Here is a 16,448-nt window from a genome sequence, read left to right on the forward strand (position 1 = left end):
CTGCATCATTTAGTGCAGTTCTGACTATGAAGCCTAAGCGAAAACCCGGGTCGTGTTTCACATCTGAGGCAGAAAGTGATTCAAATTCATTATATTACCCGGCTGCAGTTCACACGACGCGGTTGAGTGTAACGTCACCGTTCTAGCGCTCTTCGATAGTCGTGTGTAGCCTTTGGAATTTCAACCACAACTCATGAACACTCGGCGTCCGTAGCTACAGTCGCGTCACGATGAACGGGAATGAAACAGTCATAGGCGAGTGGCGCTCCCTCGGCGGTGCCCCCGTCAGCCGCGGCGACAATGACGCCGACGTGGTCTTCGCCCACGTCAGCGACCTCCACGGACAATTGACACCGCGCCACCAGGTCTATTACGATAACCCCACGTCAGGTCCGGCGTTGGACTTTGGCGAAGACGACCGAGTCATCAAGCGTGCGGGTGGAGTACCGATTCTGGCAGCGAAACTCGACGAACTCCGCGAGAACCACGGCGTCTGTACGCTGATGAGCGGCGACACATTCCACGGATCGGCCGTCACGACCTATACCGACGGGTGGGCGATGCTTGATCCCATCAACGAGTACGTCGACCCGGACGTCTACGTTCCCGGCAACTGGGACTACTCGAACGAAGCCGCCGAGGAGGGCAACTTCGTGGAACTGATGGACTCACTCGACGCGCCTGTCCTCGCGAACAACCTCTACGATTGGGAGACCGACGAGCGGTTGTACGACGCGTACAGCATCCTCGAGGTCGGCGGACTTTCTGTGGGCGTCGTCGGGATGACGAACGTCTACGTCGATCGGATGGCACCCGCGTTCTACGAGGGGAAGTACCGCTTTGGCAAGCACCCCGTACTCCTTGAAGAGTCTGCACAGGCCGCCCGCGAGGACGGTGCGGACGTCGTGGTCGCGGTCACCGAAATCGGCCTCCCATGGATGGTCCAAGCCGCCAAGGACTGTGCGAGCGTGGACGTAATGTTCAGCGCGCACACCCACGAGTACACCTACGACCCGATCGTCGTTGAGGAGACCGAGACGGTCGTCGTCGAGTCCGGGATGGGCGAGGCGCTCGGCCGTGTGGACCTCCGCGTTCGGGACGGGGAGATACAGTTCCGTCACCACCTCTACTGTCTGACTGAGGACGGAGAGCACACTCCGGAACCGGACGCCGATGCGCAGGAGACAGTCGAAGCCGTGCGTGCGCCCTTCTTTGAGGACGACCCGGGATTCAAGCGCGGAGCGGGAACGCTCGACCGTCCGCTGGATACGGTCGTCGGCCGGACGGACAAACCACTCTACCGGCAGTCATTCCTCGAGAGCGCGTGGAACACGCTGTTCAATGACGCACTCCGAGCCTACTTTGACACTGACCTCGCCGTCTCGCACGGATTCCGGTACGGGACTGCCATCCCGCCCGGCGACATCACGCTTGGAGAGCTATACACGTTCTTCCCGATGGCGACACCCGTCGCTCGTGGCGTCGCCTACGGCCAGCAACTCACGAGTCACATGGAGGAGTTCCTCGAAGACAACTTCACGCCGTACCCCTACGACCAGGAGGACGGTCGGGTCCGCAACTTCTCCTCGAACGTCGAAGTGACCGTCGACCCAACGGCCAAGCGCGGCCGTCGCCTCGTCGAGATGCAAATCGACGGTGAGCCAGTCGACCCCGAGAAGACGTACTCGGTGGCGACGTTCCGCCGACCCGGCGACCCCGAACGTGACCTCGGCAACTGCGGGTTCCCGTTCCAGGACGTCAAGGTCGATGAGGGGACGGTTCCGGTCGACGTCATCGTCGACTACCTCGAAGAACACTCACCTGTCGACTACGAAGTGATGGGGCTGGTCGAGACCGCCGACGATGGCGGCCGAGCCCAGAACACGCCCGCAGACGGCCCGTATCCGTTCATCCAGCCCGGCGTCGACTACACGGCCGGCGAGGCGTACTGCGAGACGTCCATGATTCCGCGCGGGAACGCTTTCCCCGAAAAAGGGCGTAATCGAACGCGCTAGGCGGCGACGAATACCGACAGAGCCAGCGAACAGCAGATACGGACGACAGCAGGCGTTCGCCGGTTCCATCTTCTCGACGCCTCCCGAGCGTGAAGATGAGGTAAAGCGGGATCGCCAGCCAGGCCCACATCTCCGATCTGCTCTTCTGGGGCGCGCTCGCGTTCTCGCTATCCGTTAGGTTCGTTTTCGCGTTCCCGGTCAACGCCGTTCTGGTCCACTTCGGCGTCAAGGAAGGTATGAAGAATCCGGCTGAGATGGGACAGAGCGGCGGACAGGCGCAGGCCGCCGACTAGCGCATTTCACGGTAAGGTGAGCAGTGTCCGTCGTCGAACTGTGGCTTATCGGCATACTTCCCCTCAACGGAGTCAATCGCAGAGAATTGCTCCTCGTCCGTCGTTTCGATATTACGATTCCAGTGTGCGATAATAACGGAATTCAATTGTCGGTGTCCATCAACACGTCTCTCTATGGGCAGTCTCTCTTTCCGACACTGGCCTACGTCGGCTTCCGGAAACGTTCTTAAATACTACCTGTACAAGTCGACGAAGGCAGTCGAGTTCTACCGACCGATTATGTACCTCTTCTTTCTTGCACAGGGACTCGACTTCACCCAGATTGCAACTCTGGAAGCAATCTATAATCTGACGACGGTGTTCGGCGAAATTCCGACGGGCTACATCGGCGACCGCATCGGTCGGCGAGACAGTCTGCTCGTCGGCACGGTACTCATCGCAGCGACGCTCGTCGGAATTGGCTTTGCAAATTCGTTTCACACGCTGGCCATTCTCTATGTATTCTGGTCGACAGGTTACAATTTCCGGTCGGGAAGTGAGGATGCGTGGCTGTACGATACACTCACGGACGAACTCTCAGAGAGCGAATTTGCTCGCGTTCGAGGACGCGGGGAATCGGCCTCACTGGCGGTCGGCGCTATTGCAGCGGTCGTCGGTGGGTATCTCGGCAGTCTCGACCTCTCACTGCCGTGGTTCGTTGCTGCCGTCGTCACAGGAGTTGGGGCACTCGTTCTCCTCACACTCGACGAACCGGACACTTACGAAAGGGCGGACACCGAGGAACTCGGTCTCGAACGGACACTCGGCATCGTCAAGGAAGCACTCTCGCGACGGAATATTCGAGCACTCATCCTCTATTACTACGTTTTGTACGCTGCCGTGACGTACCTCGTCTTCGTGTTTCTCCAGCCGATATTCGAGACGGTCGTCGTTGATTTGGGCGTCTCTCCTGGACAGGTTGAGTCGCTCCTCGGGTGGTTCTATGCGGCGTACAGTCTCTTCGGCGCTGTTTTGAGTTACTACACCGGTACAATCAGGGAAACCATTGGAATCCGGGTGTGGTTTCTGGTCCTGCCGTTCGTCGTCGGGACGGCGCTAATCGGGATGTATTTTGTACCGATTCTTGCATTACCGACGTTTCTGGTTGCTCGAGGATTGGCTGACGTAACGCGGTCGTTTGCCGGACAGTACGTCAATGACCGCATCGGAACGGTCGGTCGAGCGACAGTGTTGAGTGCGATGGCGATGGTTAGCGGCGTGACTGTGGTTCCATTCCAGCTGGGGAGCGGTGTTATCTCGGACCTCGTATCGCCGCTTTTTGCATTAGCCGTTGCAGGAATCGTCCTCATCGTTGGGTCAGGGACGATTCTCTTCTGGGAAGTCCCGATATCTAACCAAGTTTCAGAGGCTCGATAGCCGCCACATACGGTGAGTATCCCCGAGGCGGTTGACCGTACGTTTGTTCGTTACGACTCTCGCCCGCACGGCGCGGTCGGCTTACGTTTTGATGGGGCAAACACCGAGTCGACTGCCAGTTTCCGCGCGCACACGATAGTAGAATAGCAAATACAATCGGGCTTACGGCGCGTATCCACGCCCTTCAGGGCGTGGTCTTGCGCCTGTTCAGCGTATAAGGGAGTCCCAACGAGCCCGAGCACCGTCGTTGGTACCGGTCTCACTCCCTCGTCTGATGATTAGTTCGACGCGGGTATAACGCTGTTGTGAGCGTGAACTTACTGATTCGGTATTTCACAGCAAAAGAAGCAAAAACTGTGGTTTCCGGATGGAATAGTGCGGGTTTTGGCCATCAATACCCAATATCCTGTGGAAATCCTCATTTATATTGGCAATTAGTCAGATGGCCCGTCGTCAGCTTCGTCTTCGTCGTGCGCGCTCGTGTCGTCTGTTCCTTGCAGGAAGAAATGGTTGAATGGTTGGACGTGGCGCCGCCGCATCATCTCCGAACTTTCGATTTCCACACCGAGGTCGTGGATGGCATCGGTGATCCGCGTGATCTCACTTGTACTCGTTCCAACGACGTCGACGTGGACGTTGCGGCGGCCGGTCAGCATTTCCCGCACGTCGATGACGCCCTGGATGCCCCGAATATCCTCTGAGATGTCGGGAAGTTCGGTAGGGGGTGCACTGATAATGAACGTAACCTGTAATGGAAGATTCGCGGCTTCGTAGTCGATCTCTGGATGATAGCCTTTGATGATGCCGTCTGCTTCGAGGCGGTCGATGCGATTACGAACTGTACTCGCTGAGACACCGGCTGTATCGGCAATCTCCTGTGCGGTCGTATCACGGGCATCCCGCTGCAGCAAATAGAGGATGCTCCTGTCTACATCGTCCAGCTCACGTCCCATATGCAAGCTATACCACGAGAGATACTAACGTATTTGCTCACTTTGCTGGTATGCAACTGTGGATAGAGCTACGAGCGCATACCCCCGTCTTTCGGCGGGGTTGAGCAGACACGTTTCTTCGTTTCATACCGGAATCGTTTTGGTGTGACTCACTGTAGCACAGGGTGCTACGGAATCGGTGAGATGCCCTCCCCGAACAACATGGGGTGGCGGACAACACAGTGTTGTTCGCATGGCGATGACATGGATTCCGACGGGGTGGTTCGAGGGAGCTCCGCTCCCTCGTCATCATGAAAATCGCCGATTTTCGAACGACCGCAGTGGCCGGGCCACAGCCCTCTATGAGGGAGGAAACGAGAGTTCCCCGGGTGTGTCGCCGGTTCCCCTTCGAGTGCGGGTTGGAACCTCGAAGGTCTCGACAGCCGAAATCCGGTGTCCGGATTCCACGTCGTTCACCACGTGGAGGAGGTCAATCATCAGAGCCGTTGGGTTGAAATACATAATTATTATTTGTGATGAAGTCTTAGATGACTCAGTCTGCTATGAGCAGTGACGAATCCAGCGCCACGGCTGAGGAGCACGGACACGAACACCACGAAGTAGAAGGGCCGGGCTATCCGACGCCCGCAGCGATGCGCACCGAGTCGGAGCGCGAGAAGACGGCCTTCGTCATGGCGCTCCGAGTCGGGATGGACGTGGACGAACCCGACTTCGTCGGCGTCGTCGACGTGGACCCGGACTCCACAACCTACGGCGAACTGATCGACACCGTCGAGATGCCGAACAAGGGCGACGAGCTCCACCACTTCGGCTGGAATACCTGCTCCTCCTCGTGTCACGCCGAAGGGTTGACGCGCGACCACCTAATCGTCCCCGGACAGCGATCCTCGCGTATCCACATCGTCGACGCGTCCGACCCGCGCAATCCGGAAATCGAGACGATTATCGAACCCGAGGAAGTATTCGAATACGACCTCTCGGCGCCGCACACGGTCCACTGCGTGCCTGAGGGCAAAATCGTCATCAGCATGCTCGGAAACGCCGACGGCGAACTCCCCGGCGGCTTCCTCCAGCTCGACCAGGACGACTTCTCCATCGACGGTCACTGGGAGGTTGACCGCGGGGACGTGGAAATGCAGTACGACTACTGGTACCAGCCCCGCCACGACGTGATGATTTCGACGGAGTGGGCGGCGCCGAAGACCTACTACCCCGGCTTCGACCTCGACGAAGTCGAGGAGGGCAAATACGGTGACAGCATTCACATCTGGGACTGGCAGACCAAAGAACACAAGCAAACGCTGACCTTCGGCGAGGAAGGACAAATCCCCCTGGAGATTCGCATGCCTCACAACCCGGAGGAGACCCAGGGATACGTCGGCGCGGCGCTCTCCTCGAACATACTTCGCTTTTGGGAGGAGAGCGACGGCGTCTGGGACTGGGAGAAGGTTATCGACATCGAACCGCGCGAACACCCCGACTGGGATATGCCCGTCCCTGGTCTCGTAACAGACATCGTCCTCTCGCTCGACGACCAGTACCTCTTTTTCTCGAACTGGCTGCACGGCGACGTGCGGATGTACGATGTGAGCGACTTCGGGAACCCTCGGCTGGTCGACCAAATCTGGGCCGGCGGCAACTTCGGCGACCGACAGGAAGTACAAGGAACCGAGGTCCGGGGGGCGCCCCAGATGCTCCAACTTTCGCGTGACGGTAAACGCGTCTACTGGACGACGTCCCTGTTCTCCTCGTGGGACAACCAGTTCTACCCTGAGATCGGCGAGAACGGGTCGGTGATGCTGAAGGCGGACGTCTACCCTGACGAGGGACGGATGGAACTCGACGAAGACTTCCTCGTCGACTTCGGCAACGCGCCGGGTGGCCCGGCCCGCGCCCACGAAATCCGCTGGCCGGGCGGCGATTGCACCAGCGATGTCTGGCAGTAGATGGTGACTCACGAGGTACAACTGGAATGGCGCGACGGCCGCGAGGCGGTCATCTCGGTCGCCGAGGACGAAACCATCATCGACGCTACCGAGCGCGCGGACCTCGGCGTCCCCTACGGCTGTCTGTACGGGGCCTGTGGGACCTGTACCGGGCGCCTGCTGGACGGTGACCTCGTCCACGACGAGTGCCCACGTGCGCTGAAACCGCACCACCGACGGGACGGCTACATCCTGCTCTGTGTAGCCGAACCCCGCTCCGACTGCCGAATCGAGGTCGGTGCGAGAGTTCAGGCCGACCTCGTGCCCAATCCGTGGAAATGACGACGCTCCGCCGCCTCACCGTCGTCGCTACGGGGGTCGTGCTGTTCGTTACTGCGGTTACTTGACATCCTCCCCGGCCTGAAGGGCGAGGATTCCCACGGCACCGCGCCGCTGGGGTGGGATGTTTCAGGTTTGTAGCCACCGCGTTGGACGGCTACTGGCTGTGCCAACCAGCCGTTACTCCTATCCCGGTAGGGGATTCGGAGGTACTTTTGCTGACTGCACCCCGAAGTCCCACCACAGAAAGAGGGTGCTTTCTGTGTGGAATCAGGGAATCCCGATACTGTCCGAGTAAGTGGGCGGGCAGGCCGCCTCGGTCGACTAATAGTACGGGATTGGGTGAGTTAAAACAGCCGTCCTGCACATCGAACGTGGTCTGTGGTGGGGTTGTCGGATTCATCCCCGCCGTAAACGGCGGGGCTTTCTCCTCGCACTTCCGTAAACTGCTAGCAGTGCTGGGCGATATCGAGCAGGTCGGTCCAGCGGGCGAACGTCTCACCGTGGTCGGCTTCGTCAAACCGCCAGTATTTCCAAGCGTGGACGAGTTCGTGCCAGACAGTTTTGCTATACTGCTTCCAACCGAACTCCTGATAGGCGTCCCAGGTGAGCCGAATAGTGACCACCTGGGTACCTGGGTCATATTCGGTGACGCCGGCCTGTCGCTGAGCCCGATCGGAGACCTCCGAGTTGATTGAGTCGACGGGGAACTCGTAGAAGTGCTCGGCAGCGACATCGGCCGCGTGCGTTTCCGTCTAATCGAATAGAGCCGATCGGTCTATGAGAGGAAGAGCTAAATAGGACTATTTCATCGGACACCAGTACCTGGTCGGTCTACGCCTTTGGTCGACCTGCCACCCATTATAAAGCCTTTGTAGGTACAACCACTACGAATCCCTCGCTAAGGTGCATTTCATCAGTCACGATGATACAGACAGACCGTGGAGCCGAAAACGACGGTGAATGGTGTGAGAGCTGCGCCGTCCAGACGTCCCACGATGTCTCGATCGAACTCCGCGCAGAAAGTGAGAAAGACAAAAATGCAAAATTCTCGCGCGAACCATATCGCATCACTCGGTGCCAGATGTGCGGCGAAACGACGAGCCAGCGGATGAATAACGTCTAAACGACTCTGGCTTACTCTCTGTCGGAGTCTATCTTGTGGAGTCGCGGTCGGACAATAGAGAAGAGTTGATTCGTCTGCCGGGAAGTCATTTGTTCTCTTCGTGTTTCGTCCCAAGGACGGAGCGAAGCACGGCTTCGTTGCCTCGGCGGAGGCGCTGTGAGAGCGCTTGCTGGCTGATATCGAACTCCGTGGCAAGCTCGGTGAGCGTTACTTGCTGTGGTGATGCAAAATACCCGCGGTTAAGTGCCCGTGCGAGTGCCTCTTGCTGCTTGTCTGTGAGTCCATGGACATTCTGTTGAATGCCATAGTCGCCTAACTCATAGAGCCGAGTCACGTTGAGGACAATATCATAGTTGCGACAGGCATCATGGAACGTCGAGAGATGGTTGTTTGTCGGAAAGAGCAACTGGAACTCCCAATCGTGGTCACTATGTCCGAACGAGTCGAGAATACTGCCACGGCTGTCGGTCAGTGCGTCAAAAAAGGAGCTTGCTGGGACGTCCCATTTGATGGTGTACAGTGTCCGGCAGCCTGTCTGGCCAAGATTTTCGAACGAAAGCACATGGTCGCTGACGCGGATACGCTGTTCGAACGCATCTATGTCACCACCCCAGACCCAACACAGCGGCACAACTTGCTCGCCAATTGGGACAACTTTCTCGAAGTGGATGTACAGCCCTGGGTCAGCAGTGAGGAGTTGGCCAAGCGGGAATCCTTCTGGGTCAAGGACTAACTCGACAATAACCGCCATCTTATCTGTAAAGGGGCGTGAACAACATGAAACTGATGGGCCCAATCCATGATTCCAATATCAACGGGCAAGTGGCCGTCTCGAGTTTTGGAGCAGACTTGGTGATATCGGCTTGTCGTTGGATCGGAGTTTTGTGGTGGTATTACGTCTTGGTCGGGTGCATCCCATTCGAACAATTCAAGATTCATCGTCGGCCCACAGCGCAACATCGCGAGTGAGGCAGTTGCATCTGGATGGACATCGAGACATCGTTCCATTGTTCGACCCTCGGAATCACCGAACGAGCCCTTGCGATAGAGCTCGTCTCAGAGACCGATTACAGTCGCAGCTATGCCGATACCGGTCAGAGCATCGAACTAACAGTCAGTCTCGATTGACGAGGAACTGTTCGACGATGCGAGCTATCCCCCGCCGGATTGTCTCGCTAGCAGTCGAGCGCTCGGCAAGTGTTGACCCCCACATGAGCGGACAGTCAGACAATCCAGTATCCGTCCTCATTCGGTGAGGACAGTCATTAACACAGCGGTCGCCACACCGGTATCAGTCATAAATCTAATAGAGACTGTATATTCCTCTGTCTTAAAATACGGTTAAGTACCGCTCTTTAATAGATATATTTGTTCGGTTTATTGAATTCACGATGCTGGGACAAACGTCACGCACGAAGGAAGACAACGAAGAGGATGTATCGAGTTCTCCGGTCAGTCGTCGAACGTGTTTTCGCCTTACTACAACGGCACTTTCGAGCGTACTGGGTTTTACCAGCGTCTCGGCGGCCCAAGGAGTATCGCGGCAAGCAACATTGACCTACCCTATCCGACCAGGTACGAAGGAAGAAACTACTGTCTACGTGACAGAAGCTCCAAAACCAGGGCCGACAGTGATGATCGTCGGTGGACAACACGGTAACGAGGAGGCCGGATACACCGCCGGTGAGGCTATCACCGACTGGAACATCGACGCTGGGAAGCTCGTACTTATCCCTCGAGCGAACCAGCCTGCTATCCGGCAGGACAGCTACGGTGGCCTCGAAGGCAACCTAAACCGTCACTTTCCGGCTGGAGAACGCCCCGAGTCCGACTTGGCTCGATCTATTTGGAATGTCGTGCTTGAACATCAACCGGATTTCCTTTGGGATCTGCATAGTTCTAAGGGAATTTACAGTGAAGGAACCGGAGTCGGACAAGCCATATTCCCGACTGCAGCAGGTGACGCGGCGACGCAAGCGAACGCACTCAAAGCGTATCTCAATCGAACTGTCGTTGACGACTACCCCAACCGGTATCAGTTCACCGGGTACAATCAGAAGACAGACGGGATGCGGGATATGCTCATTGATAAAATGGGAGCCGATTTGGCAACACCTGCAGCTATCTTCGAGACGACGAGAGATGGTCTTGACTTGGAGATACAGGTCACATTCACGACTGCAGCCGTCCAGCGTTTCCTCGAGCGGTATGGTCTTCTCGAGTCAGGCACCAACCCTTAAATAGTAGATAGTAGTACGATTTCTTTATTCAGACCCGTCTGTGAAACTTGTGGTAAGTGCAGATGAACCACCAATCGTTCGGTTAGAGCGTATTCTTATATGTATGCAGACAGTCTGTCCGCGTACGCCGACATTATGACCCTCCTCGAAATCCTGCTCGGAACTGGACTTGTTGCCGGGGTAGTTATAGCCGGTCTCGTGTATCTGGACTGTGTGCAGCGAGGACTGCCATTCACCAGTCGCCTCGTACGGGCACTCGCCTGTGGTGGGGGCGGTTTCGGTAGTTTTCTCGTCCCATATGTGTTTTCGCAGGAGCTGCAATACTTGTACTTTCAGGTGCTGAAGCCTCGGCCAATAGCGGCTCATCCCCGTGAGTGGCTTACAGTTAGTCTCACGACCGGACTCGTAATCGGAGTCGTACTCGTAAGCCTCTATTTCGCTGGGAGCCGATTCCAGAGCAGGAAGCAGGCCGAAACGCATTAATCGGTGGATTCGAGGTCGGCGTCAGAGTCAGATTCCATTGCACTCTCGTAGCCATCACGTATCTCGTCCTCGAAGAAGTAGACCATGAAGAGTAGTCCGATGAACGGGATGGCGAGCGGGCCGAAGACTACGAATCCCAGTGCAAGGGCGAGGCACGCGACGAAGAGTTTCCAATCGTCACGGCTTACCACGGTGGTCATAAACGTAGTGCCTTACGGAAAATCAAGGAGAAAGCCCCGCCCTTCAGGGCGGGGATGAATCCGACAAACCGTCCACAATCAACCGACGATAGCAGGGTCTAGTCTCCCACGCCAACGCATACTTTTACAAATCATCACTTCGAATAATGCAGTGATGAAGCGAAGCAACCAGTTCAACGTTCGCCCTCGCTCCGAGAAAGAGCGCGAGGTGTTCGTTCGCTGGTTGGACGCTTCTGCGAGTCTCTGGAACGAGACAAACTACGCTCGCCGCCAAGCCTTCCACAACGGTGAAAGCGTCTGGGACGCCGACACTGGCAGTCTCGAAGGCAAGTACAAGGGCGTCCTCAGCAGCTCTGTCGCCCAGCAAATCATCCGAAAGAACAGCGAAGCGTGGCGGTCGTTCCTCTCGCTCAACGAGAAGTACCACGCCGGAAAACTCGATGAGAGGCCGTCACCACCGGGGTACTGGGGCAACGAGGAAGACGGACGGGTACTACGCACCTACGTTCGCAACGACCAGTACACCCTCGAGTACGGCGAACGTTCCCGACTCGAAGTCCCGATCGGTTCCGACCTGAAAGACGAGTACGGATTCGGATACAGGGAACGTCTCCGTCTCGAAGTCGCTGGCGACCCGAAATGGAGTGGCGAGCAAGGCCGACTCGAACTCGTGTACGACGAAACCGCCGAATCGTTCAGGGCTTTCCAACCAGTCACCATCGACGATTCTCGACTGGACTCACCACTGGCTTCGCACGAAGCCGCTCTGGACGTGGGCGCGAACAACCTCGTCGCCTGCACGACGACGACCGGCCAGCAACTCCTGTACGAAGGACGCGACCTCTTCGAGCAGTTCCGCGAAACCGCGGAACGAATCGCACACTACCAGTCACTCCTTGAAGACCAGCGCAAAACCAGCAAGCGCATCGACCGCTTGCACCGCAAGCGCACGAACCGCCGCAACCACGCTCAAGACGCTCTCGTGCGCGACCTCGTGGAACGCCTACACGCCGAGGGCGTCTCGACGCTGTATGTTGGCGACATCGGGGGCGTTCTCTCGACACACTGGTCGCCGGTTGTGAACGAGAAGACGCACAACTTCTGGGCGTACCGCCGATTCATCAACCGCCTCGAAAGCGTCTGCGAGGAGTACGGTATCGCGGTTGCGGATGAGTCCGAGGCGTGGACGAGTCAGGAGTGCCCGGAGTGTGGCGAGCGAGAGGAGACGATTCGACACGAGGATTCGCTGACGTGTCCGTGTGGATTCGAGGGACACGCTGACCTCGTAGCCTCGGAATCGTTCCTGAGACGGCAGACGAATGCGGTTGGGTCGATGGCACGGCCCGTGTACCTCAAGTGGAACAATCACGAATGGCGGGAAGATCATAGCCCGCCCTCCATCGCGGTGGAGACAACGGCCAACGAGGACTACACAGACCAGAGTACCGCATCGAGCGGGAATATCGCTCACGGGGACTCGGACGACTGAGACTCCCACGTGAGGAATCCTCGCCCTTCAGGGCGGGGAGGATGTCAAAATGGTGGTGACTGTGGGGATTTGTGCGTCGAAGAAGACGACGGACAATGCCAGACGACTGTTGCCCGTGTTGTCAGGTGGGTAGTGATGAGATTGGCCGTCCAGGGGCCAAAGACCAGCGTAGTAGTCAACTGCCTCGGGGTCAAGCCCTGAGGCTTGTCAGTGGATTCCCGTTCTACCCGAGTAACTCGGTAGGCCTGAATTGACCGTTCACGTTCAGCGTCCCTGACTTGAGGGCCAGTTGACTGGTGGCCCATCCACCGCGAGACGTCTGCCCACGATGGATACACCCATAATATCGGTTGGCTATGTTCTTCGCCGCGTTGTAATCCGCGTTCACCTCGTACCCACCGTCCTGACACGCGAACTGCTTGTCGTCGCGGTTGTCCTCGTGAGTGAACCTACAGTGCGAGCACCGCTGACTCGTATAGGCAGGATTCACGACGTCCACGAACAACGCCGTGGATTCGACCTTGTACTCCACGAGTTCCACGAACGTCGCGTAGGCCCACTGCTGGAACTTACTGCCGTTCGCAATGGTCTCGCGGATGTGGTCAAGTTTCTCGAAAATGATGCCGTCCACATCTGCTTCTTGGGCTTCTGCGATGAGGTCGTTGGCGCGGTTGTGGAGCCAGTCCAACGACCAATCGCTGAACCTGCTACCGATACTTTGGATGGTGAGGTGAGCCGACCGTGTACCAGTCTGTTGGAGGTGTGCGCGGCGTTGTTCGTACTGGTCGCGTCTGTGGGTGAGGTAGTCCGCTGAACCGATGAAATCGCCTGTGGAAGTGACGGCGAACGCGCCAGTCACGTTCAGGTCAACACCGAGAACCACTCCGTTCTCGCCACCCTCACTACGTGACTCGCTTTCTTGGCGTTCTGTCCCGTCACTCTCGTAGTCGGGATTTTTCAGCGTGACGTGCAGGTAGAACGTGTCGGCCTGGTCGTCGTACTGGAGCGTGCCGTTCGACGCATCCCACGCCTCGCTCTCATAGTAGCGTCCGAACAGCGTGTCCTCGCGTTCACCTTCAGGCGGGAGAACGTATTCGGTGGTGACTCTGCCGTTCGGCGTGGAGAGCGTGGCGTGGTCGTCGTTGAACGTCGCACTCCGCTTGTCGTAGACGACGCTCCACGAGTCAAAGTACGGTTAACTCGTCTTCTCGCCCTGCTCCAACTTCTCGACGCCACTCGTGACGGCTTCGATGGCTCGTCGGATGGCTTTCTGGACGAGGTTGGCGGTGAGGTCGGTTTCCTCGCGCAACTCGTCGTAGAGGGCGTCTTCGGCCTTGCTCTTGTTGGTGATGCAGTCGTCGTCGTAGCGCCACGCCCACTCGCTCGTTCTGTTGGCGCAGTGGAGGAACTGAGTCTTGGTTTGATGGAGGTCGCCACGACACTCCTCGGGTACGTCGAGTTTGATGGGCACGGTGCGTCGTGGCGCGTCGTCCATCCGTGATTCATATTCACAGTTAGTGACTAATAAAAATTTACGTGTGGTGTGGGGAAGTCAGTCTTTCCATCGATCGTGGTTAGTGTCATCGAGTGTCTGCTTCCTCCACGGGGTCAACCCCCGTGGCATCCACCTCGTACCGCCTGTGAAGGGAAGGGAAAGAATACACTACAGCGAGGCTTCAGGCGATCGTTTGAATAACATATCCTTGAACATCTGGTGGAACAGACGTGTATCGAATGACTGGATGATAGTGGTTTGAACGTCATCGCCGGTATCGTTGTTTTTGTCGACTGACAGGTGGCCACGGGTGAGCCCTTCCCGTTCATCGACGTCAACGTGGTACGTCCCCGTCTCTTCGATGAGTTCTGGTGCAATGATCCCAGCCATGAGCCCCGCGTCCGGCTGGGTTGTCAGGTCTCGGCCCAGATTCGCCTCGTTGGATTCGCGAACTGAACTGGCGATCTCCAGGAAGAATGACGCAAGGTCCGTATCGGGACCAGCTTCGATTTCGGCGAGCGTCTCAGCGTCGAACGCAGTATCGCGAACAGTAACCCCCCAGTCGAAGAGAACGATATCAAGTTCGCGCACGACTCTTTTTGCGGCATCCGGATCGACCCAGAAGTTGAACTCGGCGGCGGGCGTAACGTTACCAGGGTAGTTGACGGCCCCGCCCATCACCCATACTTCGTCGAGCAACTCGTTAAGATTCGGTTCTTTCTGCAGCGCGAGCGCAACGTTTGTCAGCGGGGCAATACAGACGAGCGTAAGTTCGCCTGGATTCTCACGTGCCTGTTCAACAATGTAGTCGACAGCATACCGATCGCCGGAGGGAACTCCGGTCTCTGGAAAGAGATCGCCGCCAAGGCCGCCTTCACCGTGCACGTCATCAGCATGCTCGTGCGTTTTCACTAACGGTGTCCGTGCACCCTCGTAGACAGTAACATCGTCAGCAACGCCCGCCAGGTCCAGTGTATACTTGGCGTTTTCTACCATATACTCGAATTCGACGTTGCCCGTACAGATAGTCACGCCCTCAATAGCAATGCGGTCGGAGGTTGCCGCGAGCAAGAGCGCCTGCGTGTCATCACTAGCGGTGTCTGTATCGATAATAACCCGTCGCGTCTCTCTACTCATAAAAGAGCATAAGAAGAGGTTCGACAAGTAACTACTGACCGAAGTCGATGGTCGTGCTATAGCAAGCCTTGGGAAAGATTTGAACTCTCGACCGACGGTTCAACGTCGACGGGTAGATGACTGCGTACGTGACCGTCGCCGGTGGAACGGTCGGACCAGCACCGAACGCTGGCCAGCGTTCTGTCGAACCGGTTCCCCTGGCCGGATCCGGCAGTTGCACGAAGGATTCCCTCGTCGCATGGTCTACGACCATTAGTACCTCTACGACGGATCCGAGTCGTTCAGACGGTTTCACGAGACAACTGACGAAATCGTCCGGCTACAGTCAAGACTTTGTTAGGACGCTACAGTTCCGAGCGGGTTCGCCGGCTGTACCGATAGCGAACCCGCAAGTTTCCTCCGTAGTTTGGTAGCCGAATTCCAACGGAGGAATCCTCGCGCTAAAGTGCGAGGAGGATGTCAGGACCAGCCTCTGAGTTCACGGACTGGATTCCGGTCTCGCCCCTTTTCGACTCGTTCTTGCTCCGCTTCGACTACTGCCTGGCCAACGCCGTCCGAAACCTCCGATAGCACCGTTCCCGATGGATCTGCAACGAGGCTCAGCCCCGCATGATCGCGTCCACGCTGGTCCCCAGCGTGATTCGACCCGACGACGTAGTACGGGCCGTCGAGCGCTCGGGCCCGGAGTAGAAGACGCCAATCTGTCGCGTAGCTGGTGCGCCAGGCGGCCGACACCGCAAGAACGTCACAGCCTTCGCGAGAATAATCGAGACCCACTTCCGGGAAGTTGAGGTCGTAGCAGAGCGCAAGACCGACAGTCCCGATACGCGTCTCCACTGTCGTTAGACCATCGCCAGTGGCGAACACGTCCGCCTCGTCGCCCCATGGGTGCTGCTTTCTGTAGGTGTCACGCACGCCGTCACCGTCCACCACGACAAGACTGTTGTACAGTTGTTCGCCGTCGCGCTCCGGAAGCCCGGCAATGAGGGTTACGTCGTGTTCTGCAGCGAGAGGGACGAGCCGATCCGTCAGGTCCCCCGGAATCGAGGTCGCTTGGTCTCGAGCAACATCGAGATCGTACCCCGTTACACAGAGTTCGGGGAGGACGGCGACAGCGACCCTAGATGGGAGACTGACGAGAGTCTGCTCGATTGTGTCGAGATTGCCGGCGACGTCGCCAACGGCCGGTTCGAACTGGCAGGCAGCAACGTGCTGGTTCTCGGTCATAGGTATCATGGCACGCCACGACCACTTTAGTTTGTCCGAACACATGTCCACCGCTTTTTGCCCTAAAACCCGCGCCATGTTCGAGTGAACGTACATCCCGCTTGCGGGAC

General features: G+C 57.5%; 14 protein-coding genes and 2 pseudogenes. 8 read left to right on the forward strand and 8 right to left on the reverse strand.

All coding sequences use genetic code 11. The features are described 5' to 3' along the window. Positions 1 to 230: 230 nt before the first annotated feature. The 3 genes from ACRYA2_RS14160 to ACRYA2_RS14170 all read left to right on the forward strand — a co-directional run bounded on the left by ACRYA2_RS14160 (position 231) and on the right by ACRYA2_RS14170 (position 3,724). Positions 231 to 2,015: a bifunctional metallophosphatase/5'-nucleotidase gene (locus ACRYA2_RS14160; RefSeq protein ID WP_433629261.1), complete on the forward strand. Its 1,785-nt coding sequence runs from the start codon at positions 231 to 233 to the stop codon at positions 2,013 to 2,015. A gap of 128 nt (positions 2,016 to 2,143) precedes the next feature. Further along, on the forward strand, positions 2,144 to 2,308 hold the full coding sequence (locus tag ACRYA2_RS14165) for a hypothetical protein (protein ID WP_433629695.1): 165 nt from the start codon (positions 2,144 to 2,146) through the stop codon (positions 2,306 to 2,308). 174 nt (positions 2,309 to 2,482) lie between these two features. Continuing rightward, entirely contained in the window at positions 2,483 to 3,724 is a 1,242-nt protein-coding gene (locus tag ACRYA2_RS14170; RefSeq protein WP_433629264.1) for an MFS transporter, read from the forward strand. 434 nt (positions 3,725 to 4,158) lie between these two features. Here the strand turns inward: ACRYA2_RS14170 and ACRYA2_RS14175 are convergent, their stop codons facing one another. Then, positions 4,159 to 4,677 (reverse strand): Lrp/AsnC family transcriptional regulator, encoded by a 519-nt coding sequence (locus ACRYA2_RS14175; protein WP_433629266.1) that lies wholly within the window; start codon positions 4,675 to 4,677, stop codon positions 4,159 to 4,161. 339 nt (positions 4,678 to 5,016) lie between these two features. Continuing rightward, positions 5,017 to 5,154 carry a hypothetical protein gene (locus ACRYA2_RS14180; protein WP_433629268.1) on the reverse strand — a complete coding sequence of 46 codons (138 nt, stop codon included), beginning with the start codon at positions 5,152 to 5,154 and terminating at the stop codon, positions 5,017 to 5,019. A gap of 65 nt (positions 5,155 to 5,219) precedes the next feature. Between ACRYA2_RS14180 and ACRYA2_RS14185 the strand changes: the two genes are divergently transcribed. Together ACRYA2_RS14185 and ACRYA2_RS14190 are read left to right on the forward strand one after the other, a co-directional pair. Beyond that, complete coding sequence (locus ACRYA2_RS14185; RefSeq protein WP_433629270.1) at positions 5,220 to 6,623, forward strand: selenium-binding protein SBP56-related protein; 1,404 nt, start codon at positions 5,220 to 5,222, stop codon at positions 6,621 to 6,623. Beyond that, the gene (locus ACRYA2_RS14190; RefSeq protein ID WP_433629273.1) at positions 6,624 to 6,944 is read left to right on the forward strand and encodes a 2Fe-2S iron-sulfur cluster-binding protein; all 321 of its coding nucleotides are present in this window, start codon (positions 6,624 to 6,626) and stop codon (positions 6,942 to 6,944) included. A gap of 446 nt (positions 6,945 to 7,390) precedes the next feature. Here ACRYA2_RS14190 and ACRYA2_RS14195 read toward each other — a convergent pair. Continuing rightward, positions 7,391 to 7,660 (reverse strand): annotated as a pseudogene (locus ACRYA2_RS14195) (SprT-like domain-containing protein); the annotation flags it as partial. A 206-nt stretch (positions 7,661 to 7,866) separates the two neighbouring features. Between ACRYA2_RS14195 and ACRYA2_RS14200 the strand changes: the two are divergent. After that, on the forward strand, positions 7,867 to 8,067 hold the full coding sequence (locus tag ACRYA2_RS14200; RefSeq protein WP_433629275.1) for a DUF7835 family putative zinc beta-ribbon protein: 201 nt from the start codon (positions 7,867 to 7,869) through the stop codon (positions 8,065 to 8,067). A gap of 85 nt (positions 8,068 to 8,152) precedes the next feature. Here ACRYA2_RS14200 and ACRYA2_RS14205 read toward each other — a convergent pair whose 3' ends face one another. Further along, on the reverse strand, positions 8,153 to 8,818 hold the full coding sequence (locus ACRYA2_RS14205; protein ID WP_433629277.1) for a helix-turn-helix domain-containing protein: 666 nt from the start codon (positions 8,816 to 8,818) through the stop codon (positions 8,153 to 8,155). Between the two features lie 640 nt (positions 8,819 to 9,458). Between ACRYA2_RS14205 and ACRYA2_RS14210 the strand changes: the two genes are divergently transcribed. Then, positions 9,459 to 10,307 (forward strand): succinylglutamate desuccinylase/aspartoacylase family protein, encoded by an 849-nt coding sequence (locus ACRYA2_RS14210; protein ID WP_433629280.1) that lies wholly within the window; start codon positions 9,459 to 9,461, stop codon positions 10,305 to 10,307. Positions 10,308 to 10,786: 479 nt separating this feature from the next. Here ACRYA2_RS14210 and ACRYA2_RS14215 read toward each other — a convergent pair whose 3' ends face one another. Then, positions 10,787 to 10,990 (reverse strand): hypothetical protein, encoded by a 204-nt coding sequence (locus ACRYA2_RS14215; RefSeq protein WP_433629283.1) that lies wholly within the window; start codon positions 10,988 to 10,990, stop codon positions 10,787 to 10,789. Between the two features lie 154 nt (positions 10,991 to 11,144). Between ACRYA2_RS14215 and ACRYA2_RS14220 the strand changes: the two genes are divergently transcribed. Next, a complete protein-coding gene (locus tag ACRYA2_RS14220; protein ID WP_433629286.1) occupies positions 11,145 to 12,479 on the forward strand; it encodes an RNA-guided endonuclease InsQ/TnpB family protein in 1,335 nt (444 codons plus the stop codon). Positions 12,480 to 12,702: 223 nt separating this feature from the next. Here ACRYA2_RS14220 and ACRYA2_RS14225 read toward each other — a convergent pair. The 3 genes and pseudogenes from ACRYA2_RS14225 to ACRYA2_RS14235 all read right to left on the reverse strand — a co-directional run bounded on the left by ACRYA2_RS14225 (position 12,703) and on the right by ACRYA2_RS14235 (position 16,434). Then, positions 12,703 to 13,974: pseudogene (locus ACRYA2_RS14225) on the reverse strand (RNA-guided endonuclease InsQ/TnpB family protein). Between the two features lie 168 nt (positions 13,975 to 14,142). Beyond that, entirely contained in the window at positions 14,143 to 15,111 is a 969-nt protein-coding gene (locus ACRYA2_RS14230; RefSeq protein WP_433629288.1) for a nucleoside hydrolase, read from the reverse strand. A gap of 459 nt (positions 15,112 to 15,570) precedes the next feature. Continuing rightward, complete coding sequence (locus ACRYA2_RS14235; RefSeq protein ID WP_433629291.1) at positions 15,571 to 16,434, reverse strand: carbon-nitrogen hydrolase family protein; 864 nt, start codon at positions 16,432 to 16,434, stop codon at positions 15,571 to 15,573. Between the last annotated feature and the right edge of the window lie 14 nt (positions 16,435 to 16,448).

The organism is Halomicrococcus pelagicus (assembly GCF_050954125.1).

Coding starts and splice junctions, on each gene's coding strand:
- ACRYA2_RS14160 (WP_433629261.1), top strand. CDS start 231: ATGAACGGGAATGAAACAGTCATAGGCGAGTGGCGCTCCCTCGGCGGT.
- ACRYA2_RS14170 (WP_433629264.1), top strand. CDS start 2,483: ATGGGCAGTCTCTCTTTCCGACACTGGCCTACGTCGGCTTCCGGAAAC.
- ACRYA2_RS14175 (WP_433629266.1), bottom strand. CDS start 4,677: ATGGGACGTGAGCTGGACGATGTAGACAGGAGCATCCTCTATTTGCTG.
- ACRYA2_RS14180 (WP_433629268.1), bottom strand. CDS start 5,154: ATGATTGACCTCCTCCACGTGGTGAACGACGTGGAATCCGGACACCGG.
- ACRYA2_RS14185 (WP_433629270.1), top strand. CDS start 5,220: ATGAGCAGTGACGAATCCAGCGCCACGGCTGAGGAGCACGGACACGAA.
- ACRYA2_RS14190 (WP_433629273.1), top strand. CDS start 6,624: ATGGTGACTCACGAGGTACAACTGGAATGGCGCGACGGCCGCGAGGCG.
- ACRYA2_RS14200 (WP_433629275.1), top strand. CDS start 7,867: ATGATACAGACAGACCGTGGAGCCGAAAACGACGGTGAATGGTGTGAG.
- ACRYA2_RS14205 (WP_433629277.1), bottom strand. CDS start 8,818: ATGGCGGTTATTGTCGAGTTAGTCCTTGACCCAGAAGGATTCCCGCTT.
- ACRYA2_RS14210 (WP_433629280.1), top strand. CDS start 9,459: ATGCTGGGACAAACGTCACGCACGAAGGAAGACAACGAAGAGGATGTA.
- ACRYA2_RS14215 (WP_433629283.1), bottom strand. CDS start 10,990: ATGACCACCGTGGTAAGCCGTGACGATTGGAAACTCTTCGTCGCGTGC.
- ACRYA2_RS14220 (WP_433629286.1), top strand. CDS start 11,145: ATGAAGCGAAGCAACCAGTTCAACGTTCGCCCTCGCTCCGAGAAAGAG.
- ACRYA2_RS14230 (WP_433629288.1), bottom strand. CDS start 15,111: ATGAGTAGAGAGACGCGACGGGTTATTATCGATACAGACACCGCTAGT.
- ACRYA2_RS14235 (WP_433629291.1), bottom strand. CDS start 16,434: ATGTACGTTCACTCGAACATGGCGCGGGTTTTAGGGCAAAAAGCGGTG.